This is a genomic window from Mesorhizobium sp. BR1-1-3 (assembly GCF_020165455.1).
In the GTDB taxonomy this organism is placed as follows: domain Bacteria; phylum Pseudomonadota; class Alphaproteobacteria; order Rhizobiales; family Rhizobiaceae; genus Mesorhizobium; species Mesorhizobium ciceri.
Genome location: NZ_JAIUIC010000002.1, coordinates 403,562 through 429,458, shown reverse-complemented (window position 1 = coordinate 429,458; position 25,897 = coordinate 403,562). Strand labels below are relative to the sequence as shown.

At 62.1% G+C, this 25,897-nt stretch carries 19 protein-coding genes and 1 pseudogene; 10 read left to right on the top strand and 10 right to left on the bottom strand.

The annotated features are described in order from the left end of the window. Positions 1-15: 15 nt before the first annotated feature. Complete coding sequence (locus LB559_RS06370; protein ID WP_126070494.1) at positions 16-1,797, bottom strand: ATP-dependent helicase; 1,782 nt, start codon at positions 1,795-1,797, stop codon at positions 16-18. Then, positions 1,790-3,577 carry an ATP-dependent nuclease gene (locus tag LB559_RS06365; RefSeq protein ID WP_224673594.1) on the bottom strand — a complete coding sequence of 596 codons (1,788 nt, stop codon included), beginning with the start codon at positions 3,575-3,577 and terminating at the stop codon, positions 1,790-1,792. The genes LB559_RS06370 and LB559_RS06365 overlap by 8 nt, the downstream gene beginning before the upstream one ends. A gap of 55 nt (positions 3,578-3,632) precedes the next feature. Between LB559_RS06365 and LB559_RS06360 the strand changes: the two genes are divergently transcribed. Both LB559_RS06360 and LB559_RS06355 read left to right on the top strand, forming a co-directional pair. Beyond that, a complete protein-coding gene (locus tag LB559_RS06360; protein ID WP_126070495.1) occupies positions 3,633-6,329 on the top strand; it encodes a PD-(D/E)XK nuclease family protein in 2,697 nt (898 codons plus the stop codon). Continuing rightward, entirely contained in the window at positions 6,326-9,610 is a 3,285-nt protein-coding gene (locus tag LB559_RS06355; RefSeq protein WP_224673591.1) for a UvrD-helicase domain-containing protein, read from the top strand. Before LB559_RS06360 ends, LB559_RS06355 begins: the two co-directional genes overlap by 4 nt. A 9-nt stretch (positions 9,611-9,619) precedes the next feature. On the opposite strand, the gene scpB is transcribed toward LB559_RS06355, so the two are convergent. Together scpB and LB559_RS06345 are read right to left on the bottom strand one after the other, a co-directional pair. Then, positions 9,620-10,318 carry an SMC-Scp complex subunit ScpB gene (scpB, locus tag LB559_RS06350; protein ID WP_224673569.1) on the bottom strand — a complete coding sequence of 233 codons (699 nt, stop codon included), beginning with the start codon at positions 10,316-10,318 and terminating at the stop codon, positions 9,620-9,622. 2 nt (positions 10,319-10,320) lie between these two features. Continuing rightward, positions 10,321-11,292: a DUF1403 family protein gene (locus LB559_RS06345; RefSeq protein WP_224673567.1), complete on the bottom strand. Its 972-nt coding sequence runs from the start codon at positions 11,290-11,292 to the stop codon at positions 10,321-10,323. A gap of 125 nt (positions 11,293-11,417) precedes the next feature. Here LB559_RS06345 and LB559_RS06340 point away from each other — a divergent pair, with 125 nt between their 5' ends. Next, positions 11,418-12,590 (top strand): site-specific integrase, encoded by a 1,173-nt coding sequence (locus tag LB559_RS06340; protein ID WP_224673565.1) that lies wholly within the window; start codon positions 11,418-11,420, stop codon positions 12,588-12,590. 23 nt (positions 12,591-12,613) lie between these two features. On the opposite strand, the gene LB559_RS06335 is transcribed toward LB559_RS06340, so the two are convergent. The 6 genes and pseudogenes from LB559_RS06335 to LB559_RS06310 form a co-directional block, all read right to left on the bottom strand. Beyond that, positions 12,614-13,132, bottom strand: a complete 519-nt coding sequence (locus tag LB559_RS06335; RefSeq protein WP_013525332.1) for an RES family NAD+ phosphorylase — start codon at positions 13,130-13,132, stop codon at positions 12,614-12,616. Next, positions 13,129-13,518 (bottom strand): MbcA/ParS/Xre antitoxin family protein, encoded by a 390-nt coding sequence (locus LB559_RS06330; RefSeq protein WP_013525331.1) that lies wholly within the window; start codon positions 13,516-13,518, stop codon positions 13,129-13,131. The genes LB559_RS06335 and LB559_RS06330 overlap by 4 nt, the downstream gene beginning before the upstream one ends. Before the next feature lie 186 nt (positions 13,519-13,704). Further along, entirely contained in the window at positions 13,705-14,910 is a 1,206-nt protein-coding gene (gene repC, locus LB559_RS06325) for a plasmid replication protein RepC (RefSeq protein ID WP_013525330.1), read from the bottom strand. A gap of 153 nt (positions 14,911-15,063) precedes the next feature. Continuing rightward, on the bottom strand, positions 15,064-16,029 hold the full coding sequence (repB, locus tag LB559_RS06320) for a plasmid partitioning protein RepB (protein WP_013525329.1): 966 nt from the start codon (positions 16,027-16,029) through the stop codon (positions 15,064-15,066). 77 nt (positions 16,030-16,106) lie between these two features. Next, positions 16,107-17,309, bottom strand: coding sequence for a plasmid partitioning protein RepA (gene repA, locus LB559_RS06315; RefSeq protein WP_013525328.1), 1,203 nt, complete (start codon positions 17,307-17,309; stop codon positions 16,107-16,109). A gap of 939 nt (positions 17,310-18,248) precedes the next feature. Continuing rightward, positions 18,249-18,560: pseudogene (locus LB559_RS06310) on the bottom strand (type IV secretory system conjugative DNA transfer family protein); the annotation flags it as partial. A 759-nt stretch (positions 18,561-19,319) separates the two neighbouring features. Here LB559_RS06310 and nanR point away from each other — a divergent pair. From nanR to LB559_RS06275, 7 genes are all read left to right on the top strand, one after another. Further along, positions 19,320-20,030, top strand: a complete 711-nt coding sequence (nanR, locus tag LB559_RS06305) for a transcriptional regulator NanR (RefSeq protein WP_027163180.1) — start codon at positions 19,320-19,322, stop codon at positions 20,028-20,030. After that, the gene (locus LB559_RS06300; RefSeq protein ID WP_013525326.1) at positions 20,027-20,332 is read left to right on the top strand and encodes a putative quinol monooxygenase; all 306 of its coding nucleotides are present in this window, start codon (positions 20,027-20,029) and stop codon (positions 20,330-20,332) included. The genes nanR and LB559_RS06300 overlap by 4 nt, the downstream gene beginning before the upstream one ends. A gap of 50 nt (positions 20,333-20,382) precedes the next feature. Further along, a complete protein-coding gene (locus LB559_RS06295) occupies positions 20,383-21,159 on the top strand; it encodes an HpcH/HpaI aldolase family protein (RefSeq protein WP_013525325.1) in 777 nt (258 codons plus the stop codon). Positions 21,160-21,218: 59 nt separating this feature from the next. Next, a complete protein-coding gene (locus LB559_RS06290; RefSeq protein WP_224673562.1) occupies positions 21,219-22,226 on the top strand; it encodes an NAD(P)-dependent oxidoreductase in 1,008 nt (335 codons plus the stop codon). 114 nt (positions 22,227-22,340) lie between these two features. Next, positions 22,341-23,996: an extracellular solute-binding protein gene (locus tag LB559_RS06285; RefSeq protein ID WP_024504468.1), complete on the top strand. Its 1,656-nt coding sequence runs from the start codon at positions 22,341-22,343 to the stop codon at positions 23,994-23,996. Between the two features lie 104 nt (positions 23,997-24,100). Then, a complete protein-coding gene (locus LB559_RS06280) occupies positions 24,101-25,042 on the top strand; it encodes a carbohydrate ABC transporter permease (RefSeq protein ID WP_063170586.1) in 942 nt (313 codons plus the stop codon). Then, positions 25,042-25,890, top strand: coding sequence for a carbohydrate ABC transporter permease (locus LB559_RS06275; RefSeq protein WP_013525321.1), 849 nt, complete (start codon positions 25,042-25,044; stop codon positions 25,888-25,890). Before LB559_RS06280 ends, LB559_RS06275 begins: the two co-directional genes overlap by 1 nt. Positions 25,891-25,897 lie beyond the last annotated feature (7 nt).

Genomic DNA, 25,897 nt, shown 5'->3' with positions numbered 1-25,897 from the left:
CGATTTACTCGGGATTCAATCCTGCTGACTTCGCTGGTAAAGCTCGAAGACCCATGGTGAGTGGTGATGTTCCTGGTAGACCAGGCTGAGGTGTTTTTTCGGGCGCGTCACTCCGACGTAAAACAAGCGCCTGGCCTCACGAAGGCTCGCGGGAGTCTGCTTGTCGCGCGTGCTCGGAATGTCGGAAGCGTTTACTCCATACACGATGACCGCATCGAACTCCCTGCCTTTGGCGCTGTGCAGGGTGCTCAGGTTGACGCGACCTGATCCCTCGACCCGCCCGGCGAAGTGCGCGAGGGGAAGATCGAGGTCTCGGGCCGGATCGGTGTTGGTGATCATTTCCCCACAGACGTCCCATTCCTGTTCGGAGTTGCGCGCAATGTTGCGCCACGGCGTAACAAGTTCACGAGAAAAGCGCTGGAGCCAGACGTGGGTCGTCTCGACGCTTGCGAGCGAGGTGTTGAGAAACTCCATGAGTTGCACGGACAACTCCTGCTCCTCGCGTTCGCTGGCGTGGCGCCCATAGACCAGCGTCAGCGCTTGCGACAGCAACCGCGCGTATGGCGGTTCGGCATCGCGCCAGCCGCCGGTGATCCAGCGAGCGCACTCCTCGATGAAGCGCGCCAGCCGGGAACTTCGCTTGACCAGCGCATTCATGTCGGTCCGGACAAAAGGGATCCCCGCCTCTTTCAAGGCGGCCGCCACCTTGTCGCCGAGCCAGGCGGCCCGATAAAGAACCGCGATTGTTCCGAGCTCGAACCCTTGCTCCACAAGCTTGGGAATGATCGTGTTGGCGACCGCTTCAGCCTGATTGTCGTGTCCGTAGGGAACCGGCCAGAAGTTCAGATCGCCGTCGGGCGCGCCGTCGATGCCATGATAGTCGCGCTCCTCGCCAAGCGCGCCGAGCGACGCGCGGATGATCTTTGCACCGGATCGATAGTTGAAGCGAAGCCTGATCGTACGCACATCGGGCCGGCGCGTCAGGCTCTCGAGCAATTCGGGATTGGCGCCGGCGAAGGCGTAGATCGATTGGTCGGTGTCGCCGACCGCGAAGAGCCGAATTCCGCCTTCGAAGCAGAGCACCAGGACGAGTTCATGCAGCGCGTGGCCCAGGTCCTGGTATTCGTCCACAAACAATATAGGAAAGCGAGCGCGTAGCGCGTCGCGAATCCAGCCATTTTCCTTGATCATGCGATAGGCGATCAGGGGCATGTCGTCGAAGTCGATCAAGCCTTGCCGGTGCAGTTCCGCCTCGTACGCTTCGATGAAATCGGCCAGCTCCGGATTGTGTCCCCGCCATTCAGGCCGCGTGCGGTCGACATCGCGAAGGCGCTTTTCGGAAGCGAACTTCCATCGGTCGTGCGGGTTGCCGTAACCGCCGATCGAGTTCCTGTAGGCCGTTTCGACTGTCGCTTTCATCTGCGACTTGCTTGCGACCTTGAAGTCTGCCGGAAGCCCCATGGGTACGCAACGCGCGTAGGGGCTGATAACCTGGCGCAGCGCGAAACTGTGCACGGTGCCGATGAAAGCGCGGTCGCCCGGCGTGATCCCGAGGCGGGCGAGCCGCGTTTCCAGTTCGATCGCGCAGTCGTTGTTGTAGGTAATACAGGCAACACTACGCGGTTCGGAAACATCCTGGATCAGCCCGCGCGCCATCGCGGTCGTCAGCGTCTTGGTCTTCCCGCTCCCCGGACCGGCCAGCACTACGCAATGACCCTTCTCGACGACCGCGGCCGCCTGCTCCGGGTTGCCCTTTAGATCAGCCAACGCCTGAACAAGTGCCCGGTCGCTAAGCATTGGAGACCAGCGTGACGAGGGCGGCGAGGGCGGCGGCGATGTAGGGGGGCGGTGGGAGACCAGCGGCTTTTTTCGCCAGCCGGGCACCGAGTCGTCCCTTGCCGACGCTTCCAACCATCGCGAGCAGCTGCTCGGCATCGACTGGCGTGCCTGCACGCCAGTCGGCAATTCGCTTGGTTCGCACGGACCCGAAATCCTGGTCGCTGAGGATGTCGAGGAGCGAGCTCAACAGGGCGGGCGTGTTGGCGACGGAGACTTCGAAGGTCCGATCGTTGAGAAAGACGCTGGTCGTCATCGCACCGGCACTGAATGCCGCATAGTCCTTTCCCTCCCACTCCGCCAGTTGCGCCGGCGTCAGTGGGGGCTTGCCGCGGATGGTGAGCATGTCTGCCCACAGATCCATAGTGCGTTTCTTGCCGAGAGGCGGTTTGGTGCGGTCCAGAGGATCCCAGTCAGTGATGACGCAATAGGGCAGCGCCAGCGCCTCGGCGAGCTTGACATAGGGGCGGAAGTTCGTGCCGGCGACGTTGCAGACGGTGATACCGAGATCGTCAAGCGAATGGCCGAGAGACGACGCGAAGACGGGCATGAGCGCCTCTTCCGCATCGCCCTCGACAAAGATGGCGCCACGCGCGAACAGCAACTCGGCGCGTGTCGCGTCGAGATAGTTCTCGAGATCGTCAAGCTCATCGGGTGTCACCGGAAGATGCGCCAATGAGAATGCCTGCGTCGCGCCCCCTCTCCTCTTCAGCTGGACGAGTGACCGCAACGGGGCGACCGCAGCCAGGGTGGGCGAGTGGCTGGTGACTATCATGGCCTGAGCGGCCTCGGCATTACCAAGCAGCTTGGAAAAAACCGATCGCTGCAGGTGCGGGTGAAGATGGGCTTCCGGCTCCTCGATGCACAGCAGCGAGAAATTGCGTTCGTTCTTCTTCCGGCGCCACGCGAATTCCGCAAGCTTCAGTGCCAGCAGAGCAACGTTCGCCGAGCCGAGGCTGGCCTCCGCGATGCCGCGCTTGCCGCCGTCGATGTACATCGCGATAGCCCGGAAAAGGCGAAGCGGGTCGGCTGGCGCGAATCTCAAACGGGCGTCGATGTCATGCGCCTTTCCGGACAGGTAGCCGATACCGGCGCGCAGTTCATCTTCAAGCGTCTTGATGGTCGGAAGGGTTTCAAGCGCCTTGCTCGCTTTGTCGAGCTCGGCCGCCACGGCGTCGAGTTCGGGGCGGCTAATGCTCGAGACGGCCTCTTCGAGGAGATGGCGCAGCGGAGAGGCTCGCCAGCTACCGAGCTGGCCTTCGGCGTCGCGCAAGGCGTCGAGCAGATCGATCGTAATGCGGCGGCGCACTTTGCTCGGCAGCGATCGCGTTTCATCGCCACCACCGAAGACCAGGAACTCGCAGTCGGCGCTGGATTGCGGCGGGCCCGTAACGTCCGACTTCTTGCGAAAGACATAACTAAGCTGTGCGATCGTCGGATCATGGCGCGCCCGGAAATCGGTCAATAGCGCGGTCAGCGCCATGTCCGTGGCGAAATCGGAGATTTCCAGATGCACCTCGATGGGCGCGGTATAGTCGGCCGGCCCGCCATCCCAGAAATCGGTGAGCTTCAGTTGCCGTGCCGAATCGGGCAGGGTCGGATCGAGGATGAGCTGAATGGCGAAGAGCAGATTGCTCTTGCCAACACGGTTCTCGCCGAGCAGCACGACATTGCCGGCCAGCGCGACGTCGATCGACTGGAAGTTCCTAAAATTCCTGATGCTCAGCTTACTCAGCCGCATTTCCGTCACCAATGCCCGAAGTTTTTCTTTGCCTAAGCTTCAATAGCCGGTGATCTTGGGCGATCACAGTGCCCTGTTGGAACAACAACACGAAAACACGATGCCGAGTCGCTCCACTTACGTCGTCGATGGTATGTTGGCGCTTCGCAGCGCCCGCGCCGCTGCGGCGCGGGGCGGAGCGATCGGCCGCGAGATCGTAACTCTGCCTCTGCTTGCGGCGCGGCTGGTTGGTGGTTTTGCCACACCTGCCGGCACCGATGTTCTCTATCCGGCAATCAAGGCCGCGCTGGCGTCCGAAAGCTTTGGCGATATCGGAATGGTGGCGGCGTTGCCGGGGATGCCGCGTGCGGTCCTGCACGCGCTCGATTGCGCCTGGCGGGCGGATCTCGATCTGTCGTCATTGGCAGGCGAGGTGCCGAGGTTTGACGATCTTCATCGCGTCGAGACCTACGTTCGCGATCACATCCCACCCGCGCATATGCTTCCGCGCGATCTTCGTGATGCAGCCGCCAAGCGGATCGATCGTGCGCGTAGCCTGCTGGGTCCGGTCACGCTTTCGGGAGTGGTGGACGTCGATCCGCTTTGGCTGTCTCTTCTCAATGACCTCGCTCGGGTCACCGACATTACTTGGGAACTGCCGGCGCCTGCCGAGCACGCATGGTTTAGAGGGTCGATCCAAAGAAGGGCTGCGACTACTCCGGTCCGTAAATCCGCCGAGGCGAGCGCGGACCCGAAGTCGGAGGTTATCGAGGCGCTGCGCTGGACCCGGCAGTTGCTGGCGACCGGAAAGGTGCAAGCGCGAGACATCGCGATCGCCGCGACTTCGACACAGGACTGGGACGATCACTTTCTGGCCTATGCGAGAAGTGCCGGATTGCCGTTGCATTTCTCTCATGGGGTGCCCGCTTTGAGCACGCCGGAGGGCCAGGCCTGTGCCGCCCTGGCCGACATTCTCGCAAACGGGCTCAACCAGGAACGGGTCTGGCGCTTGGTCCGGCGCCTCCCCGCGCACCCGTTCGCCAGCCGGCTGCCGCCGGACTGGTTCGCCGCAATCCCGCGAAGCGCCGGCTTGCGCAGCCTCGACCAGTGGCGAGAAGTTCTGGCCGCGGCGAGGCCGCGGCGAGACGACGGCGAATTGGCCGAGCAAATCCTGCTTCCCGTTCTCGAACTCCTCGCGCGCGGCGCCGACATAGCGGCAGAGGCCGGAGCGCGGTTGCTAAGCGGCGCCAGCCTGGCGATGTGGGAGGAGGCTCTGCGAAGCGCCCCGGCACAAGCCATCGCGCTCTCCTTGCAAGCGCTGCGCGTCGCCGACCAGCGTGATCCGGCCAATAGCGTCGTCTGGTGTCCCGCATGGCAACTGGCCGCATGTCCGCGCCCGTATACGCGGCTGCTCGGCCTCACCAGCCGATCCTGGCCGCGTTCGGAAAACGACGACCCGCTGCTGCCTCACCATTTGCTCGACCGCCGCAGGCTTCATCCCGTGGGGGTCGCCGAGCGCGACCGGCACCATTTCGAGGTCATCCAGGCGCACACCCATGAACAACTCGTCTTGTCCCGCTCGCTGCGCAACCCCAACGGCGGCGTTCTGTCACCCAGCTCGCTCTGGCCTTCGGCAGAGATCGTGTACAAGCGCGATCGCATTCCGGAACATGCTTTCAGCGAAGCGGACCGGCTTTTGGCGAGACCCCGCGATGCCGGCCAACTCGCCCATGTTCGCCAAAGCCAGCTTTGCTGGCGCAACTGGCAACGGCCTTTGATATTGACGCCGCATGATGGCCTTTCAGGAGCCAATCATCCGGCGATTGAGAGAGCCTTGACGCGGGTTCAGTCGACGACATCGCTCCAGAGGCTGTTGCGAGATCCGCTCGGGTTCGTCTGGCGTTACGCTCTGGGCTGGCGCTCTGTCCGGTTCCTATCCGACCCGCTGCAACTCGGTGCGGCCTCGTTTGGCGAACTGGTTCATGAGCTGATCAGCGGCGCAATCATAGCGCTCGAGCCGACGCCGGGATTTGCGCGCGCCAGCGCCGATGAGATCGAAGCCGCGATCGCCGATGCGTCGACGGCGATCCTGCACGCATGGCCACTACAGCGTTCCGTTCCGCCACCCATCCTGTGGCGGCATACGGTGAGCGAGGCCGCGCGTCGCACTGCCAGAGGCCTCAACGCCGATGATCAGGTCAGATCCGATACGCGCAGTTGGACGGAGGTGCCGTTCGGGCAAGGCGGCGGCGCCGGGGAAGGCGCGCCGTGGGACACGACGATCACGGTCCCGATCGAGCAGACTGGCCTGGTGTTCGGCGGCCGCATGGATCGGCTCGATATTCGCGCCACCGGCGACGGCGCTCGGATCACCGACTACAAGAGCGCGAAGCCGCCTCCGAGACATCAACGCATTGCGTTGGGCCAGGGGCGAGAGCTGCAGCGCGTTCTTTATGCGATCGCGGCCCGTGCGCTGCTGCCTGAAGTCAGGACCGTAGTGGCGCGCCTGGTCTATCTCGCCGACGATCCGGCAATCTTCGAGCTCAAGGGCGACGAGCTCGATGCGGTGGTCGGCGAGGCGGCGGGTTTTCTGTCGGCGGCCATGACCATCCTGCGCAGCGGCCGGATCGCGCCGCGTTGGGAGCAGGACGCCGATTACGACGATATGCGCCTCGCGCTTCCTGCCGATCGCGAGACTTATCTGCGCCGCAAGGCTTCAGAGTTCCGGGCAGCCAACCAGCCGCTCAACAAGCTCTGGAGTGCCTTGACATGACGCTCGCCGATCAGGAGGCCCGGCGCCAGGCCATGACCGATTTTTCCTCGATCCTGTTGGTCGAAGCGGCCGCGGGAACGGGCAAGACCTCGCTGATGGCCGGTCGTGTGGCGATGATGCTGGCGGCCGGCCGCCACCCTGGCGAGATCGCCGCCATCACCTTTACCGAGCTCGCCGCGAGCCAGCTCGCGCGCCGGATCAGGGAAACGGTCGATAAGCTGCTGGCAGGCGATGTTCCCGCGTTCATCGAGGCGGTTCTTCCGCAGGGCCTTTCGGAGCAGCAGCGCGAGGCGCTTGTCGTCGCTTTTCCCCGGCTCGACGAGCTCACGGCGACGACAATTCACGGATTTTGCCAGTCGGTCATCCGCAGCCATGGCGTCCAGGCCGGGCTCGACCCCGGCGCCCGTGTGGTCGATGCCACCGTCGCCGGCAATCTATTCATGGCGGAGCTGTCGGCGTGGTTTTCGCATCGGCTCGCGGCCGATGCCGCGGAAGGCGACCCGATTGTCGTGTTGGCTGAGGAGATTCCGCTTCAGGTGGTGGATCTCATCCGTGAACTCGCGAACCTTCGGCGCAAGCATCCCGACGCCCAACCGATCCGTCCGTCCGCCGGCGCGCGGCCCGACATTGATTTCGTCCAGGCGGTCGACGATTTCGACCGGTGGCAGACGAGCGCCGAACCCGACACATGGCTTTCCGACATCGCGCACGAATTGCGCGGGCTTGCGCAGCGATATCATGACTGCCTCGCAAGCAAAGAGAGTTTCCGAGCCCTGTGGCGCCTCTGCGATCCGGGAACCGGCCTCCTCTTCGAGCGCAAAGGCCTGCAGCTAAAAACCTACGATGAGGCTGCGCGGGCCTTCGGCGCTCACCGCAATGATGTCGGTTCAACTGATGGCCGGGAGCTTTATGAAACCGTCGTCACCGCCTGGAGCGAGCTCGTCGGTCATATCGCCAGCACGTTGGTGTGCTCGCTGTCGACCTCCCTCGACCAGTTGCTGGAAAGCTATCAGGCGCGCAAGCGCGCTGCCGCCGTCCTGGATTTCGACGATCTGTTGATTCACGTCCGCTCGCTGGTCCGCGACCATGACGAGGTGCGCCAGGCCATCGGCCAGCGCTATCGCTACATCCTGGTCGATGAGTTCCAGGACACCGACGGCATCCAGAGCGAGATCCTGTTCTCGATCGCCGCGACCCAAGCGCGGCCAGGACAATGGGAGAAGTCGGAGCTACGGTCCGGGGCGCTCTTCCTCGTCGGCGATCCGAAACAGGCGATCTATCGCTTTCGCGGCGCCGACATAGAAGCCTACGAACTCTGCCGCCAGCTGATCGACGGCCAGGATCATGGTGCGGTGCTTGAGATCACCGCTAATTTCCGATCGCTGAAACCGATCATCGAGCATGTCAACGCCTGCTTCGAGCCGGTCTTTGCCAAGCCCTCGCAGCCCCGATATGTCGCGCTCGCACCGACCCTCTTCGAAGCGTCGCACCCGCTTCCCTGCGTCGCCCGCTTCACCGTCGAGGTGGCTACCGAGGGTCGCATCTACGCGGAAATGTTTCGCGAGACCGAAGCCGAGCGCGTTGCCGACATTTGCGCTGCCTTGATCGGCAATGTGTCGATAAAACGTGCGGACAAGACATCCACTCCGCTGCAGGCCGGCGACATCGCGCTGCTCTCTCCGGGACACACGGAACTGTGGCGTTACGAACGCGCGCTTGAGCAGCGCGGCCTCGCGGTATCCTCGCAAGCCGGCCAGACTCTGATGCGGCGGCAGGAAACGCAGGACATTCTGGCGTTGCTACGGGTCCTGGCGGATTCCTCCGACACGCTGGCCTTTGGCGCGCTGATGCGAGGGCCGCTGGTGGGCCTGAGCGAACAGGAACTGCTGGACATCACCTCAGCCCTTGTCGAGCAAGCCGACGGCCAACGCTTTTTCACTGTGCGGACGGATCCTGAGCTCGTGCAGCATGCTGTCGCCAGAGATATTCTCGTCGAGTTGCAGCGGCTTCGTCGGCGCGCCTCAATCGTGACCCCAAGCCTGATTTTGGCGGAGGCCATCGAACGCCTGAATGTTCGCGTGATCATGGCAGCGCGACATCGCAACAGGAATGCCCGCGCGCTCGTCAACCTCGACGCATTGATCGAGAGGGCGCGCGGCTACTCGATCGCTGGCCTGCGCGCTTTCATTCGCGATCTGCAGGAAGATTGGGAGCGCAAGGCCCGGGCGCAGGAAGGACGCATCGATGCTGCCAAGGATGCCGTCGAGATCGTCACCATTCATAGCGCTAAGGGATCGGAGTGGCCAATTGTCATTCCGGTCAATTCGACGACCGAACTCTACCGGCCGGATCAGTTCGTGCATCGGCAGTCCGACAACACGTTGCACTGGATGCTGGGGGGCGTCGCGCCGCCGGAGCTGGCTGCAGCGCGCGCCGCGGAAAGCCTGGAGGATGCCAATCAACGTGAGCGTATCTGGTACGTGGCATGCACGCGGGCACGGGATCTCCTGATCCTTCCCCACATTCCCCAGGCGTCCAAAGATTCCTGGTTCAGCTCGATAGACCTGCGTCAGCTGGACATTCCTGAGCTGGACCTTACGTCCTTTGCGCGGCGCGAAATGCCGGCACCGGCGTCTCTGACCAACGAGCAGTCTTCTGATATTTTTGCCGCCGAGCAACGGTGCGTCGAGGAAAGCGCGCCGCCGATAGTGTGGCGCCGGCCCAGCGAACATGATGCCGATCGACTCGGCGACCCTCTCGAGGGCGTCGTAACTTCGGAGAGCCACATTGAGCATTTCGAGGTGGCCGGTGCCGGCGCCCGCCGCGGCGTCATCCTTCACAAGCTGATGGAAGAGCTTCTTACCGGTGAGCTCGCGGGAGAACTCGGTGCAAGCGTTGACCGCGCTCGCGAACTGCTCAATCAATTGGTGACCGACGTAAATGACGATGAACCTCAGCCCGATCCTTATGAGATGGGAGCAGTGGCGCTCCGCGGGCTCGCTTTGCCGCAGATTGCCGAACTGCGGCCCCACCTTGTGCCCGAAATCGCAATCTGGGGGCGCGACCAGGCGAGCCTTATTGCCGGGCGGGCCGACGCTTTGGCGATCATCGAAGACCGTGTCGACGCTGCCATCGATTGGAAATCCGACGTCCATCCCGCACCTGCTGTGCGCGAAGCACATATGCGGCAACTGCGTGACTACCTGTCTGCGACCGGTGCCGTGCGTGGCGCAATCGTCTATCTGACAATCGGCGAGATCACCTGGGTTGTCCCGCCATGACGGGATCATCTATTCGTCGAGGAAGCCGTTGGCGCCATCTTCTTCGATATCTGCAAATCCTGGGATGATGTTTCCGGCGAGGAGCTTCTCCTTCGACAGCAACCCGGCGTCCTCAAGCGCCTCGAAATCCGGCAGCTGGCGCAGCGTGTCGAGCCCGAATTGCGACAGAAAATTTTTGGTCGTCACATAGGTATAGGGCGCGCCCGGCTGCGGACTGCGCGGCCCCGAGGCGATGAGATCCTGCCCCCGCAGCACACCGATCAGGTCGCGCGACACCTCCTTGCCGAAGAAGGAAGACAGCTCGCCACGCGTGATCGGCTGGAAATAGGCGATGCACATCAAAACCAGCGCCTCCGCCTGCGACAGTTTTTTTGCCCGCTCGCCCGCTGCCGTGCCGAATGCGGCGCGGATGGCGTCGCCAAAGATCTGTCTGGTCCGGTGCTGCCAGCCGCCGGCGACCGCGACCAGCTCGTAGGGGCGGCCGGCGAGCTCGGCGCGAATGTCGTCGATCATCAGCTCGAGATTGCAGTTTTTTCCCACCACCCGCGCGAGGACATCACGTGTCACCGGTTCGCTGGCCGCAAAAATGACCGCTTCGACGCGGCCCATCCATTCGCGCCAGCGCAGCTCCGGCGGCAGGTGGGCGAGTTCGGTGTCGAGCAGCACAGGCTGTTCGTTCGGCTTGCGGCGGGCGGACGCTTCGCTCATCGCTACAGCCCAAACAGCCGAAAAGTAGTGCGGCCGGAAAGCTCGCGCACGGCATCGAGCTGTTGCAGCCGCTCGAACAGGCGTCGCGCCGCAAAGCGCGACAGGCTTTTGGTCGTCAGCGATCCGGAGACGGCGTCGTCGTCGAGCAGTCTTTGGATCACATCGCCCGCCCCTTTGGCCCTGAGCTTCGGTGCGACGGCGATGAGCCGCTCCGCGCGACGCGACAGCTCGGCGGCCAGCCGGCAGGCGTCCGCCGCCGCCTGAACCAGCGCCAGGCAAAGTGCCCGCTCGAACGCTTCGCCGCCCGGCCGGAGTCTGGTCCCTCCCGCCTCGGCGCGGAAGGCCGGAGCAAAAGCCAGGGCCATGAGCAGCGGTAGCGGCCGCGGCCAGCGCAGGCTTTGCGCCAGCACCAGGTCGGCCAGCCACCAGGCCAAAAGCTCGCAGTCGGGGCGCATGGCGACGACGTGCGCGGCGATCGCCGCCGCGGCGAACGGCGCTGGCCGCCCCGAGCGCGCCAGGTCGTCAATGTGTTCACAAAGCCCGGCCAACGCCTCGCCATGCCAATGGAGACCCAACTGGTCGACGATCTTTTCGAGCCGATCAGCGCTGGCGGCGGGCGGCTGCCCAGCCAACTGCCGCCACGCGCCAAGGATTGCGCCGGCGGGACCGGGATCGGCGCCGGCCGGGCGCAGGTACCAGGCATCGCGCAAGGCGGCCTCGTCCTCTGAGCGGCCGACGAGCCGCATGCTGGCGGCGGCACAGCGAAGCGCCAGCCTATGCCGCCAGGCCCCGGCCCCGGCCCCGGCCCAGGCAGGCTGCCCCCGGGCGAGGCTGTCGAGCGCGCTCAGGGCGGCGCCGGCCTGGAAGGCGGCGCCGACGTCGCTCGGCGCGCCGCCGGCGGCAAGCGCCCAGGCCGGGACGGTCGGCGACGCGTTGGGGGCCGGGCTGGCGGTCGCGGGATCGAGGCGAATCATGCTTGTGAGGGTAAATCGGCTGTGCGCTTCTTGCCACAAATTTCACGCCGAAACGCACAGCCTGTCGCTGAGGTACAACGAACGATAATGTTGCATTATCGTTCGTTACAAGCCATGCTAGCAGAATGGCCCCTATCGTCGACCTGAGCCGCGAAAATCGTCCTGAGGAGAGCAAAGCGCCGTCCCACAGCACGACCGCGATCGCCAGCACCTCCCCTCCCTCGCCTCCAGCTGACGACTTGCCTGATATTGTCGATATCGTCATGGAAATGGCGCAGGCACCCTGCGAGCCGCAAAACGCCCCTCCCCTGCCGGCGCACCTGGAAGGGCTCGCCGAGCGCGCGCGCGATTACGTCGAGGCAGCAAGCTCGGCGAACACCCGGCGCGCCTACGCCGCCGATTGGAAGCATTTTTGCGCCTGGGCGCGCCGCCAGCATCTCGATGTGTTGCCGCCCGACCCGCAGGTCGTTGGCCTTTACATCACGGCCTGCGCGTCCGGTAAGGTGACGGGCGACAAGAAGCCGAACGCCGTCTCGACCATCGAGCGACGTCTCTCCTCGATCACCTGGAATTTTTCTCAGCGTGGCCAGCCATTGGACAGGAAGGACCGGCATATCGCCACTGTGCTGGCCGGCATTCGCAACACTCACGCCTCCCCTCCCCGGCAAAAGGAAGCCATTCTGACTGAAGACCTGATTGCCATGCTCGAGACCCTTGACCGTGGAACGTTGCGCGGCCTGCGCGACCGCGCCATGCTCCTGTTGGGTTTCGCCGGCGGCCTGCGGCGTTCTGAAATCGTTGGCCTGGACGTTGCCAGGGACCAAACCCAGGACGGCCGCGGCTGGATCGAGGTTTTGGACAAAGGCGTTCTCGTCGCATTGCGCGGAAAGACCGGCTGGCGCGAGGTCGAGATCGGCCGTGGCTCGTCCGATGCCACATGCCCGGTTGTGGCGGTGCAAACCTGGCTGAAACTGGCGAGGGTCGGCCATGGGCCGTTGTTTCGACGCGTCACCGGAAACGGCAAAGCAGTTGCAGCCGAGCGGCTCAACGACCAGGAAGTGGCGCGGCTGGTCAAACGCAGCGCCCTCGCAGCCGGGGTTCGTGGCGACCTGTCCGAAGGCGATCGTGCAGAGAAATTTTCCGGTCATTCCTTGCGCGCCGGTCTTGCCTCATCGGCTGAGGTCGACGAGCGTTACGTTCAAAAGCAGCTTGGCCATACGTCGGCCGAAATGACCCGCCGGTACCAGCGGCGCAGGGACCAGTTTCGCGTCAATCTCACCAGGGCCAGTGGACTGTAGGCCCCCTCCCCTGGCGGATCGGTCTATCGCCAAGACAGCTGATCCCTCGGCAGCCGACCACTGGGGTCGAATACAGCCACCTTGTGCGGGAGATCGGGGCCCCAGTTCCAAAGGACCAGATTGCGATCCTCCATCTCGGCCCCCGGCGCGAAGCTCGGAACCACGATGCCGGCAACATTTCGGGGTTGCAACCGCTCATAGATGGACCAGGACGCTGGACGTTCTCCGTTGCTGAGAGCCGTCGCCCAGGCACAGGCCATCTCTTCGAGCGTCACAGAAAACTCTCCTCTCCGCTCTTCCGTTGTCAGATCCGCGATGTCGTCACAATCGATCTCATAGGAGCAAAGCACGCAGGGATCGATCCGCTGTGCGAAGCCCTGGTTGGCTTCCTTGATCGCTGTCATGATGGTCAGCGCCAGATAGAGCGCCGGCACGCCTTTGGGATTGAATCGAGCCCCTCGGATCGCCGCTCCTTCGCCGGAAGTCGGCTTGAATGCCCAACGTGGATCATGTGCGCGGTAGCAGGTTCCGACGAACCTCACGCAAACCCGCCAACGGCCATGTGATCGAGATAATCACGGACCGCTGCTGCCTTGCCGTCCTTCACCAGCGCCTCAGCGGTGCGTCCCCCAAATGCCGGAAGCGGCTGAGCCCGATACCAGGCCATCGCCTGCTCCTTGCCACCCGCCCATTCCGTCACCCGGCTGATGATCTCGAGCATTTCTCGCAGACGCCCCTGGGTCTTTACCGTGGCGCTACGCTCTGACCGATAAAGCGTCTCGCGTGCAAGACCTGCAGTCTGGGCCAACTGGCCTTTGGACATGCCAAAACCGTCCGCGACCTGCCCAATCGCAATCTTCCCATTCCGGTCCATGTAGGACAAGATGAGAGGTCCATTCTGCTCGGCTATCTTGAGTGCCTGGCCCATGGTGTTCATCCTACCATATCGGGAGTCATATTTCGTGTGCAGAAGATATGGCACTTGTAGACTGTTTTCAAGAACGAACCCGTTCAGTGGCCGCGCCGCAAACCCCGCCGACAGGTGGGAATGTGCCAGGCCACCTCAACAGCACCGGTCACATCCTTACGCCGCTGCCCCGCGATATCTTGCCGCTCATCCGGTCATCCGTGCTGACGCGCCATTGGCTTTCAGCGCCGCCATGAGCATAGGTCCAACAGAAAACTCACCCGCTTTTGCCTTTTCGGTCAGCACGCGCAGATAACCGCCAGCCGAGTTGATATGCTGCGCTCTTTGCAGAATGCAGGCGATCACGATCGCGGCAACTTCCTGGCCCATCACATGGCAAGCCTCCTCATAGGCTGAAGGCGACACGCCAAGGTATCCTCGCACCTGGGCGGCGGTCATCATCAAGTCGCGCCAGCTTCCGATCCCGTTGACGGCATAGTCGGCAATATCGGGACAGGCCCGCAGCACCAGTCCAATCGGGTAGCCTTTCGGCTTCTCGGGGGGGTGGGATGTTGGCTCGGCCTCCGCCCTGCTTTTTTCGAAAGCCGGTTCAAATACAAAAGCGGAGTCTGTGTTTGAATCAGATTGCTGCCGTTCATTATGGGACTCATTGCCGCTAGGATTCTTGGCATTTGTGAAGCTTTCCAGCATCTTGTTGACCGCTTCGTGCAGCTCTACCAGCTCGGCGACGACCCCTTCCAGCTCCGACAGGCCTGCCCGGCGTGGAATTGCGTCCACAATGGCCCGGAACCGCTTCCACAGCGTTCCCCAGTCCCCGGGCACATCCTCCTCGACAGCCGCCTCGATCAGCTTATGAATGTCGCGGCGGTGCAGCGTGATGCGCTCCCGCATCAGTCTGAGCGCCCGACCGTCGGCTCGAACCTGGTCGGCCGCCTGCTGAAACTCCGCTGCTCTGGTGATCAACGGGGCCAGGGAGAAGCCGAAGGCCTCCACCACAGCCCCGCCCGGCCCTTTGCGGGCAAATCTTTTGCCGTTGGCGCTGTCCCTGCGGATGATGAGGCCGCAACTTACCAGTTCCGCCAGGTTCCTGCGCAGCGTGGAATCGGCCATGCCGTGCGCCCGCAGCGATAGCTGAGCGTTGGACGGAAAGACCATCAACCCGTTTTCCTCGCTGATCTGGTCGTCTGGATAAAACGTCAAAAGCCCGCTGAGCACCGCCAGGGCGCGATCGCCGACGCCGACAATCGACTTGCCCTCGCACAGCCACCGATAAACCTGCCATTTCTCGACGACAGACCCCTGAGGTATCTGCCTTGACGCCGTGTTGGCTTTCACCAACGCAAGCGTCATCGGCCGCCGCCCGAAGGGCGTCGTCGCAAACCCACTCTCCATTTCCCTCACCTTTCAATCAGGCAAAAGAAATCTGCTCGCCGAAATGGCGCCACGACTCTTGACAGTGATTCGGGGAAGTGCGATTCTCAGCTTGCTACAGACGAGAAGGGCTTCCGCGACGGCGACGTTCGGGGGCCTTTTTCTTTTGCGGTTTCAGTCTCCTGTTTTCTTGGCTGTTTCCGATTGCCGAAAAGCCTCGAAAAGCTCGTCCAACCGATCGGTTATGAACGCTCCGAACGGCGAGGCTTCCTTGGCCTTCAGGGCAAGCGTAAACACTTTTCCTGTGTCGGTGATCTTGGCTCGCACGGATCTGTCGTGCGGTGCCCAAGCCTTTTCCTGTGTCTTCGATGCTGCTGGCGCGCGTTTTGCCGGCGCGCTCATGAAGTCGAACAGACGCGCAAATCGTGCGTCACTGCCTGACGTGGCGAACTCTGGACTTGCCACATAGTCGGCCGCCCTGCCCGCGCTATCCGGATGCTCCATGAGCTTGGCGAGCTGCCACCATCTGTCCCGACCAACAGTCTTGGCGGCGCCAATGGCCACAATGACTGGCTCTGGAATGTTGCTGGTAACAGAACGCATCTTCGAGAAGGTCGTGTCATCGAGCGCCAAAGCCGACTTCACCGTGTCGGGCGTGTGGCCGCGCTTGAGAATGCGGTCGGCAAACAGGGTCCTTTCGATGAAGGACAAATTGGCCCTTGCGGCGTTCTCTTGGCCCTGGGCAATAACATGATCCTCATCGCCCATCTTCTTGACGACCGCGCGTACTGGCCGTCCCAGCTGGCGGGCAACCTTGACGCGCCGATGCCCGAAGACGGTCTGAAAGCGACCGGAGAGCTCAGGATGAGGCCTGACCAGGATCGGAGAATCTTGTCCTCTTTCCCGAATGGCCGCAAGCAACTCCTGATATGCCTCATCGTCTTCGTCCAGGCGATCCGAAACGAAGGAGGTGTCCACAAATGCCGGATCGAGATCCACGACCGAGCTCTTGGAGAGCTCCTCGAAGGATTGCATGATGGAGCGCGACGCCCCGCGAACGGCATACCCGGATACGTCCTTCGCATCAGCCACTGCCGTCGCAGGGCCCAACACACTGCCGAAAATGTCCCTGCGTGCCATTTAACCGCCTCCAATCGCGGTTAGCGATTTGATTTCAAAGACAAAATTTCCAGTTTTTACTGCCGTAAACTTCGCCGTCATGACCGTCCCCACGCACGATGGATCAGCGTCGCGATTTCAGCATTGACCGCATCGAGGGATTCCAGTGCACGGTCGTAGGTGGAACGGGTAAAGGCCGACTTCTCCACCTCGTAGAGCGTCTGCTTGGTGAGACCCGCGTCCGAAATCGCCGTCGACTTCAACATCGGGTTCTCCAGGATCTGGCCGGCAAGCATGGACTGCATGAAGCCTACCATCTGCGCCTGCGGGATATCCGTCGGCTCGTAGCGTGTGATCAGATATCGAAACCAATCGAGCTCGATTGCCGCACCGGCGGCCTTGATGGTTTTCAATATGCCGCCGAGCATGAGCAGGAACTGGCTCATAGACATCAGGTCGAGCATCTGCGGATGAACTGTAATGAGAACCGACGTCGCCGCCGACATGGCCGTCAACGTCAGGTAGCCAAGCTGGGGCGGGCAATCAACCACGACAACGTCATAGCGATCGTCGACCTCCGTTAACGCCTTCGCCATGCGCGTGAAGAACTGGCGCCCGGCATTTGACGTCTTATCCTGCATGGCGAGGGGCGTGTCGTATTCGTATTCCTGCAATTCGAGATTGGCGGGGATGATATCGAGACCTGGAAAATTCGTCGGAAGGATTACGTCCGCAATCGAGCGGCGTTCGTCATCGTAACGAATCGCCTCATAGAGCGAGAGGTTGTTATCAAGTTCCGGCTGGAAGCCATGCAGGGCCGACAGTGAGGCTTGAGGATCGAGATCGATTGCAAGAACACGGTGGCCGGTCAAGGCCAGATGCTGGGCGAGGTGGGCGGCAGTCGTTGTCTTGCCACTGCCCCCCTTGAAGTTGACGACAGCAACGACCTGGAGCTTGTCGCCGGACTTGCGGTGCGGGACATACTTCTTGACTTCGGTCCTGCCATGCTGGTCCAGGAAATGGCGCAGCTCAAGCATCTGCTGGGCAGTGTAGGACCGGCGTCCCGATGGGATCTGCTCGGGCAGGGGGCCCTTGCCCTCCAGATGAAGGCGCTTCAGATTGTTCTGCGAGACACCAAGATAGTGAGCGACTTCTGCCATCGAAAACGAACGCAGCGTCTTCGCCGCATCGGGGGGAAATTTCTCCATCCGAAGCTGGTTAAGGCGCCGTGATATCTCAGCACCCTGCTCGAGGATTTTCTCATCGAACTCGAAGCTCGGTAGCCGCATGGCGATATTCATTCTCGTCGAAAACCTGAATTGGCGCTTTTTGCGATGAAATTATTCAACAAGCGCCATTAAGCTCCGATTCGGAAAGCCCGGCAAGAAGTTTTAGGTTAACAGAAGGTGAACAGCACTAGCGGGCTTCCTTGCGGCCGATTCCTGCTGTCGTCGGATAATGGCGGGTTGTCGTTCGACTGGAACTCTCCCGCTCATCTGGCTAAACGCCTGGTTTTTCTGACACAAAGAGCAGTCTTTATGGCAGTAAAAACCGCCCCATCAGCGGAGCGGCTTAGGGGAGGGGAGGGCGCTTCCACCCGCTCAAGGCGGTAGGCGGGCTCGCTTTGCCGGCTGAGGCTTGGTCGAAGGCATCAAAAGCAATGGCCGACCTCCTCCATCATGACGAGACGCAAACGTCCAAAGCTCGGACCGACCCCAATTCGTCTCTAGCGGCCTCAAACGATATTCGCTGACATAGGGTAGGTCAGCGTGCCTCCTGCAGGTGCGTTTGCATGCGGAGGTCAACCGTTACCCGACTGAAAGCCGATCGCTGGAGACCGCAGTTCGCGCACCATCGTTTTGAGCGGTGCGGGCGAGCGCCCGAAACTTCCTTTATCTGCTCGCCAAGGGAGCGTTCGCAACCGACGAGGGTGCCACCCGAGCGTTGATAGCAGACGCTTGGTGATGAAATCCGGCCTGAGGTAGAAACCGAATTTGTCGGCTCGGGAACAACGATGCCAAGACCATCATTCTCGGCTCTATGGTGTCACTCTTGGCCCTTGAGGTCGCTGTCGCCGTAGGCTGCCGCGGACACCGTTGAACAGCTGATCTCGGGAAGGGGAGGGGGGCCCATCTTCAAGCGGGGTCGGAGGCTTGCCAACGCGCTGTTGGGTGGATTTCATCTCCTGAACGAATTTCATGGAAATCAGCTCATCGACAAGATCCGAACTGGCCTGCTTCATTGCGATTGTAGATGGCATTCATCAGTGAGCCAATGATGACCCGGGCGAGGTCCGGATGGTTCTCGAGTGTGTTGAGTCGACGTTGATGAGATGTCGATTTTGCCCGCTGCAACCTCGTCGGTCGCAAACTTCTGCCCGAGACGAGCGCGGCGTAGCTCATAGGACAGCCAGTGCGTTTCCCTGGATGCGGCCCCATAGATGCCCGAGAATGTCTCCGGTGTCATGTTGATGAAGCGGGCGACGTTTTCGCGGACAAATGCGCTTGGCGACGAGTCGCAATCCTGCAATCGGGTCGCAGTTTTGGTTCCGGAACCCATTGCGTCACGCCGCGCAGCAGTGGTTCGACGACATCGTATGGAGTGGGTGTCGGCTGAACATGACACCGAGCTATCCGCTTGGCCTTCGGCGAATCGAAGCAATTCAGCACGAGCCCAGAGTCGGTGACATCGCCATATCTGTCCGCCCCGGTCGCAGGCCTTCTACCTTGCGGTTGTGCGCGGCTATCTCCGCGAGGTCTGTGCGCCCGCGGAACCGGTCCGCTTTGGGAATTCCTAACTTCGCACAATCGATTCCGAGGGTAGGATCATCACAGCCTTCGTCGGCGGTGTGGTTCCTCCGGGCGATGGCTTCCTTCACTCCAGATACCCAGGTTCATATGACTCACGGTGGACGGGTTCAGGTCGACGGCATTCTCGGCCTTGCAAGGCCTATCCTCACTTTCATGCCTTGAAGCGCTGCATTCGCTTGGTTTCATCACCGGCGGTGTGGCCGCTGGCGCGATCGGCTGCAGCGGAAATCCGCTCGCCCTTTGGCAGCCCTGGCTTGCCTGGGTCGGGCAGCGCAGCGGGGCGAGGGCACATGTCTGTGCCACTCCTGTGGTCGAGGTCGAGGGCGTGAAGGTTGCGCCGCTGATCTTTTACGAGCAGCCCATCGATCGTCGTCCTCGCCATCCAAGAGGCGGGCCGCGCGAGCCTGGGCATCTCTGTTCGGTCTCTATCCAGCCCAATTGATCGTTGACAGAGGCGCTCTGGGAGCCTAGCGTATCCGACTGGTATAACAGGTATGCCACATGATCGGAGTTCTGATCAAACCGCGGAAGCTTTCGGAGGAGGTTGCAGCGCACCTCGAGCGGATGATCCGCAAGGGAGAGCTGGCCGAAGCCGACCGGCTCCCATCCGAGCGGGAACTCATGCGGCAGTTCGGGGTCGGGCGCCCTTCAATCCGCGAGGCCCTGCTGCATCTGAGCAAGATGGGGCTTGTCGAGGTGAAATCCGGCGAGCGCGCCCGCGTCACTCGGCCAACCCCCCAATTCGTGATCGACGCCCTCTCGGGGCCGGCGCGCCACATGATTTCGGCCCCTGGCGGGGTTCATGACTTCCAGAGCGCGCGTTTGTTTTTCGAAGTCGGGCTTGCCCGCAACGCCGCCATCAATGCCACGTCAGAGGATATTGAGGGCCTCAAGGAGGCGCTCGAAATCAACCGGCAGTCGATCGGGGACCTGACGCGCTTCGAGCGCACCGATGTGGACTTCCACTACGTGCTGGCGGTGATCACCCGCAATCGTATCTTCACAGCCATTCACGCGGCGTTGGCCGAATGGCTGCTGGAACAGCGGCGCACAACTTTGGCCAAAGGTGAAGACCGAAAGGCCTACGAGGCTCATCGCGAAATCTTTGATGCCGTCGCCGCGCGCGATCCAGACGCCTCCGAAGCGGCTATGCGCAGGCATCTGGAATATGTCTCCAGACGCTATCTTGAAATTGCGGGTGGCAAGGGATGAGCGGCTTCGTGGTCTGGGTCGATTTCCGCCTCAAGCCGGGTGCCCGGGGCAGATTCCGAGAGCTCGTGGACGCCAACGCGACCGCGTCGGTACGCCGCGAAGCCGGCTGCCGCCGCTTTGATGTGACGCAGGCGCGCGGCGAGCCCGACCGGGTCCTGCTCTACGAGATTTACGACAGCGAGGCGGCATTCAAGCTCCACTGCCGGACAGCCCATTTCGAGGAATTCAATTCGCAGAGCGCGCCGCTCGTCGACACCAAGCTGGTGACGATCTGCGACCTTGTTGTCGAAGCTTCGTCTTGAAGAACGCATAGGCGCAATGCGCCCCTTGTGGGCGAACGGGAGGGAAGTTCATGTCGGAGCCAAGTCTCAAGGCGCTAGCGTCTCACAGACGCGTCAAGCTCGGGACCCTTGTCGCCGAGTTCGCGACGCCGGGGATAGGCCACATCCTGAAGTCCGCTGGCTGTGACTTCGCCTTTTTCGATATGGAGCATTCGGGCTTCAGCCTGGAAACGGTCAAGAGCGCGATCCGCTATTTCGAGGCGGCCGACCTGCCGGTTATGGTGCGTGTGCCATCGCAGGACTACCATTTCCTCGCCCGCGCCATGGATATGGGGGCCGAAGGATTAATCGCGCCGATGGTGAGTACCGTCGAGCAGGCGCAGCACATCATCAGTTCCATGAAATACCATCCGGCTGGCGCTCGCGGCGTGGCGCTGCAGATCGCGCATGACCGTTACCGTCCGGGCTCGGTTGCAGATAAGTTCGAGGCGGCCAACCAGCGCTCGGTGTTCATCTGCCTGATCGAGACCGCCGACGGCGTCAAGAACATCGACGGCATTGCGGGATTGGACGGCGTCGATTGTCTGTGGGTCGGTCACTTTGATCTGTCGGTCTCGCTCGGCATTCCCGGCGACTTCGCGCACCCGACCTTCATCGCCGCGATGGCCAAAATCGTTTCCGCCGCCAAAAGGCACAACAAGTCGCTCGGGCGCCTGGTGCCCAACGTCCAGCAGGGCCACGAGTTCTACGCACAAGGCTTCGACTTCATTTGTTATTCGGGCGACGTCTGGATACTGCACGACGCGATCGCCGACGCGGTCTCCAAAATCCGGGCCGGGTGCCAGTAAGAACGGAGGAGAGAATGGGCGACCTAAAGTTCAAGGTGGCGCTTTCCGGTGATTTCCGCATGCCGGACGGCTCGCTGACCTATCCCGACTTCGACCTGGAGCCTCTGCGCAAGGCGCCAGGCCTCGAGATGACATTCCTGGAATCGAATAACCCGCTTCGCGCCGACCAGCTTGAGGACTTCGATGCACTGATCCTTCTCACTCATCGCTTCGTTTCCACGAGTGTCCCCAAGAGCGGTCGGCTGGCCGTCGTTGCCCGCTTCGGCGTCGGCTACGATACTGTCGACGTCGAGGCCTGCACTGCCGCCGGCATCGCTCTGGTCATCACGCCCGATGGGGTAAGACGGCCGGTCGCCGTATCCGTCATCACCTTTATGTTGGCACTCACCGGCAAGCTGTTCACGAAGGACGCCCTCACCCGTAAGGGACCTCATGGCTTCCAGGAGCGCTCCCAACATATGGGTGTCGGGCTCGTGGGGCGTACGCTGGGGTCGCTCGGCATCGGCAACATAGGCGCCGAAGTTTTTCGCCTGGCAAAGCCCTTCGATATGAGGTTCATCGCCCATGACCCATTTGCAGACAAGAAGGTCGCTGCCGAACTAGGCGTGGAGCTGGTCGGACTGGAAGATCTGTTTCGTCGCGCCGACGTGCTGTCGGTAAGTTGCCCGCTGACGCCTGACACGCGCCATCTCGTCAATGCCGAGCGGCTCGCCCTGATGAAGCCTACTGCATACCTGATCAATACAGCGCGCGGCCCGATCGTCGACCAGAAGGCATTGGCACAAGCCCTGCGGGAGCGTCGTATCGCCGGCGCCGGTCTCGACGTGCTGGAGCAGGAGCCGCCGGATGCTGACGATGCAATCCTCAAACTCGACAACGTCATCCTTGCGCCGCACGCATTGTGCTGGACCGACCAGTGCTTTGCCGGCAACGGCGCTGCAGACGTCAAAGCGGTAATCGAGGTTCAACATGGTCGCGAGCCGCGCGGTGTGGTCAATCGCGAGGTGCTTTCGAGCGAGCGGTGGAAGGATAGGCTGGCCGTTTTCGCGGGCCGCTTCGGAAGCTAGGAGTGCGAGAATTTGGCGCGCCGCCGCGGCCATTGCGGGGGCCTTACGGGAGGAATGCTCGACCGCCGCGCCTGCGGACGAGTGAGCAAATGAGAAACGGGAGGACCAAGCACTATGAACGATCGTGAAAAACGTGACTTTCAGGCCGGTCTCGAAGCAGAGGTCGACGCCTTCATGCGTGGCGAAACGACCCGCCGGAATTTCATAACCCGCTTCGGCCAGATGACCGGTATGTTGGCAGCGTCTGCACCCATTTTGGGTATGATGACCGATTGGGCGCTGGCGCAGCAGAAGCTCGAACTGGCCGACGCCACGTCGCCGCTGGGACAGGCGCAGGCCGCTGCGCTGAAAGCATCTAAGGAAGGACCGGCGGAGGGCTCCGCCTTCCGCGCGGTCGAGGCGGCCAAGGCGCATGCGGGCGTCACGATCAACATGACCTACGAGGCAGGCCTGCAGGCGCTCGATCCACGCAATTTCAGTGGGCCGATGTGGGAGCAGCTTACGGGCATGAAGTCGAATGTGGTCGAACTGTCGAATCCCGATCAATACTCCAAGGCGGTTGCCGAGCACATTGCCGGCTCAGGCGCCTATGACGTGCTCGACATCTCGCCAGCCTGGACACCGTCGCTCGCCGATGGCGGCGTCATCGCACCTCTCGACGACTATATCGCCAAATATATGAACCCTGCAGACCTCGAGGACTATCATCCTCTCTACAAGGCGCTGCCGACCTACAAGGGAAAGATCTGGGGCTTCTTCGACGACGGCGACATGTTCGCTCTCTACTACCGCAAGGACATCTTCGAGGATCCGAAGATGATGGAGGCCTACCAGACCAAGTTCAACGCGAAGCTCGGACCACCGAAGACCTGGGAGGAATATGCTCAGATCGCCCAATTCATCACCGACCAGATGGCACCGAAGGTTTATGGTGCAGGCCACTTCCGCAAGGCGGGCAGCCCGGGCAATCAGTTCGACTTTCTGCAGCAGTACCGTGCCAACGGCGGGAAACTGTTCGGCGACGACATGAAGGCCGGCTTGGTGTCGGATGCGGGCGTCAAGACGCTGACGAACATGCTCGCGGCCAACAAGGCCTCGATCCCCGGTAACAACGAGCTCGACGCCGTCTCCCTTTGGGCGGCATTCCTGACGGGGAAGGTTGCGATGATCTATTCCTGGCCTCCAAGCGGCCGGATGGCGGCGAACTATTCGCAATCCGCCACGGCGATCAACTTCATTCCCCAGTCGCAGATCGCTGGCAAGGTTGGCTATGCCGTCGTGCCGGGCAATCCGGAACATGCCACCGGCTACAACAAGGCGCTGTCGGCGGATTCGCCCAATCCGGAGGCGGCGTATCTGTTCATGCAGTGGGCCTGCTCGCCTCCCGTCTCACTGGCGCGCTGCATGTTGCCCTATGCGCTGCGCGACCCATACCGCATTTCGCATTTCAAGTCGGAGCTCTATGGAGCACTGTTCCCGAGCGCCAAGGAGTACCTGGCCAACCTCAACAACTCGGCGAATGTCGGCCTGCTCGACCCGATCATGCCAGGTGCGCAGGACTATTTCTTGAGCATCGACCGCATGTGCACCGCAGTGTGGGCTGGTGCGGATCCGAAAGCATCGCTGGAAACGGCGGCCGCCGAGTGGAACGAGACGACCGATCGGCTCGGGATGGAGTCGCAAAAGGCATTCTACACCGAGTTCCTGAAACTGCCCGGCGCCACCGCTGACAACACAGTGGAGAAGCTTGGCATGGCAGTCACCCTCTGAGACTCGCCTGGAGGGGAGCCGGGTTTCTAGCACCAGACCGGTGTTGCGGGCGCTTTGCTCGCAACACCCTGGCTCAACCGCGTGGCGATCTTTGGAATAAATCGATGCCGCACACCACCACGATCAGTCGCATGACGACCACCGGCGCCCCGCCTCGGCTTTCGACCCTCGCACAGTGGGCGGACCGCCACTTCAAATGGATTCTGGTCGCGCCCGCGGTGCTGTTGATACTGGCGCTGTCGATCTATCCGCTGCTGTTCTCACTGGTCGTGTCCTTCATCAACTACGACTTCCAGGTGCCGGGCCACGCCTTTGTCGGCTTGAAAAACTTCGAGCGGGTGGTGTTCGATCCCGTGGCACGGTGGTCGCTCTTGCTGACGGCCTGCCTGTCGAGCATCAGCGTCGCCATCGAATTCGTGCTGGGCCTTCTGGTGGCGCTCACCATGGTGCGCAGCTTTCCGGGGCGCGGTGTCGTCATGTCGATCCTGATCGTGCCGCTTTTCATCAGCCCGGTGATAGTCGGCCAAGCGTGGACGCTGCTGCTTCAGCGGCCTTTCGGGCCAACCAACTACATCCTGACGCAACTGTTGGGGCAGGAGGTGACGATCGGCTGGATGACCGAGCGCCCATGGCTTTATGTCTCGCTGATCATCGCTGATGTCTGGCAGTGGACTCCGTTCATGTTTGTCGTCCTGCTCGCCGGGCTTACCGCAATCCCTCCGAACCTCTACGAGGCGGCGGAACTCGACGGCGTCAATGCCTGGCAGGCCTTCTGGGCGATCACGCTGCCGCATCTCGGGTCTATGATGCTGCTGGCGTTGACCTTCCGCCTGCTTGACGCCATCCGAATGTTCGATACCATTTTTATCATGACCGGCGGCGGCCCGGGTACGCAAACCTACACGGCTTCCTACTATCTCTACACGGTCGGCTTCACCCAGTTTCATCTGTCGCAGGCGACGGCCGGAAGCTGGCTATTCCTGATTTTCACCGCGCTGGTAGTGACGCTGCTGGTGCGGCGGCTCTTGAAGGTGGAGCCGGTCTGATGGCCGCCGTCGCGCCCGCCCGCCGCAGGAAACGCCGGTCGGTGCCGATCGGTCGCATGCTGCTGCTCGGCTTCTTCCTCGTGTTCGTGCTGTGGCCCCTCTACTGGATGTTCAACACCTCGATCAAGCCGAGCGACGACTACCTCACCGTGCCGCCCGTCTGGTTCCCTGCCGAGCCGACCCTTGTACACTACAAAGCTGCGCTGTTCGCTTATCGCGGCCTCGACGGGCTCATCAACAGTCTGATCATTTCGCTGTCGGCCACCGTGCTTTCAGCGTTGTTGGGCACGCTGATGGCTTATAGTCTGGCGCGCTACAACACGGGCGGCCAGCACCTGTCTTTCTGGGTGCTGTCACAGCGCTTCCTGCCACCGATCGGCATCGTCCTGCCGGTATTCCTTATCTATCGTGGCGTCGGGCTGTACGACACCCATATTGGTCTGATCATCGCCTATACGGTCTTCACGCTGCCGGTGTCGGTGTGGATGATGTTCGCGTATTTCCGCGGCATGCCGAAGTCGATGGAGGAGGCGGCCCTGGTCGATGGCTGCACGCGTTGGGAGGCGTTCTGGCGTGTTGCCGTGCCGCTTGCCGCCCCGGGCATCGTCGCGGCGGCCGTCTTCGCTTTCATCGCTTGCTGGACGGAGTTCTTCTTCGCGCTCATTTTGACCAGTCGAACTGCGTTCACGCTGCCAACCGTATTCCGCTCCTTCATCGGCTTCCAGGGCGCGCAATATGGTGAAGCGGCGGCCCTGGCCATTGTTTCCCTCGTGCCATCCATCGCTCTGGGAGTCCTTGCTCAACGACATCTCGTGCGCGGGCTGACGCTCGGCGCCGTTCGCGGATAGAAAGAGG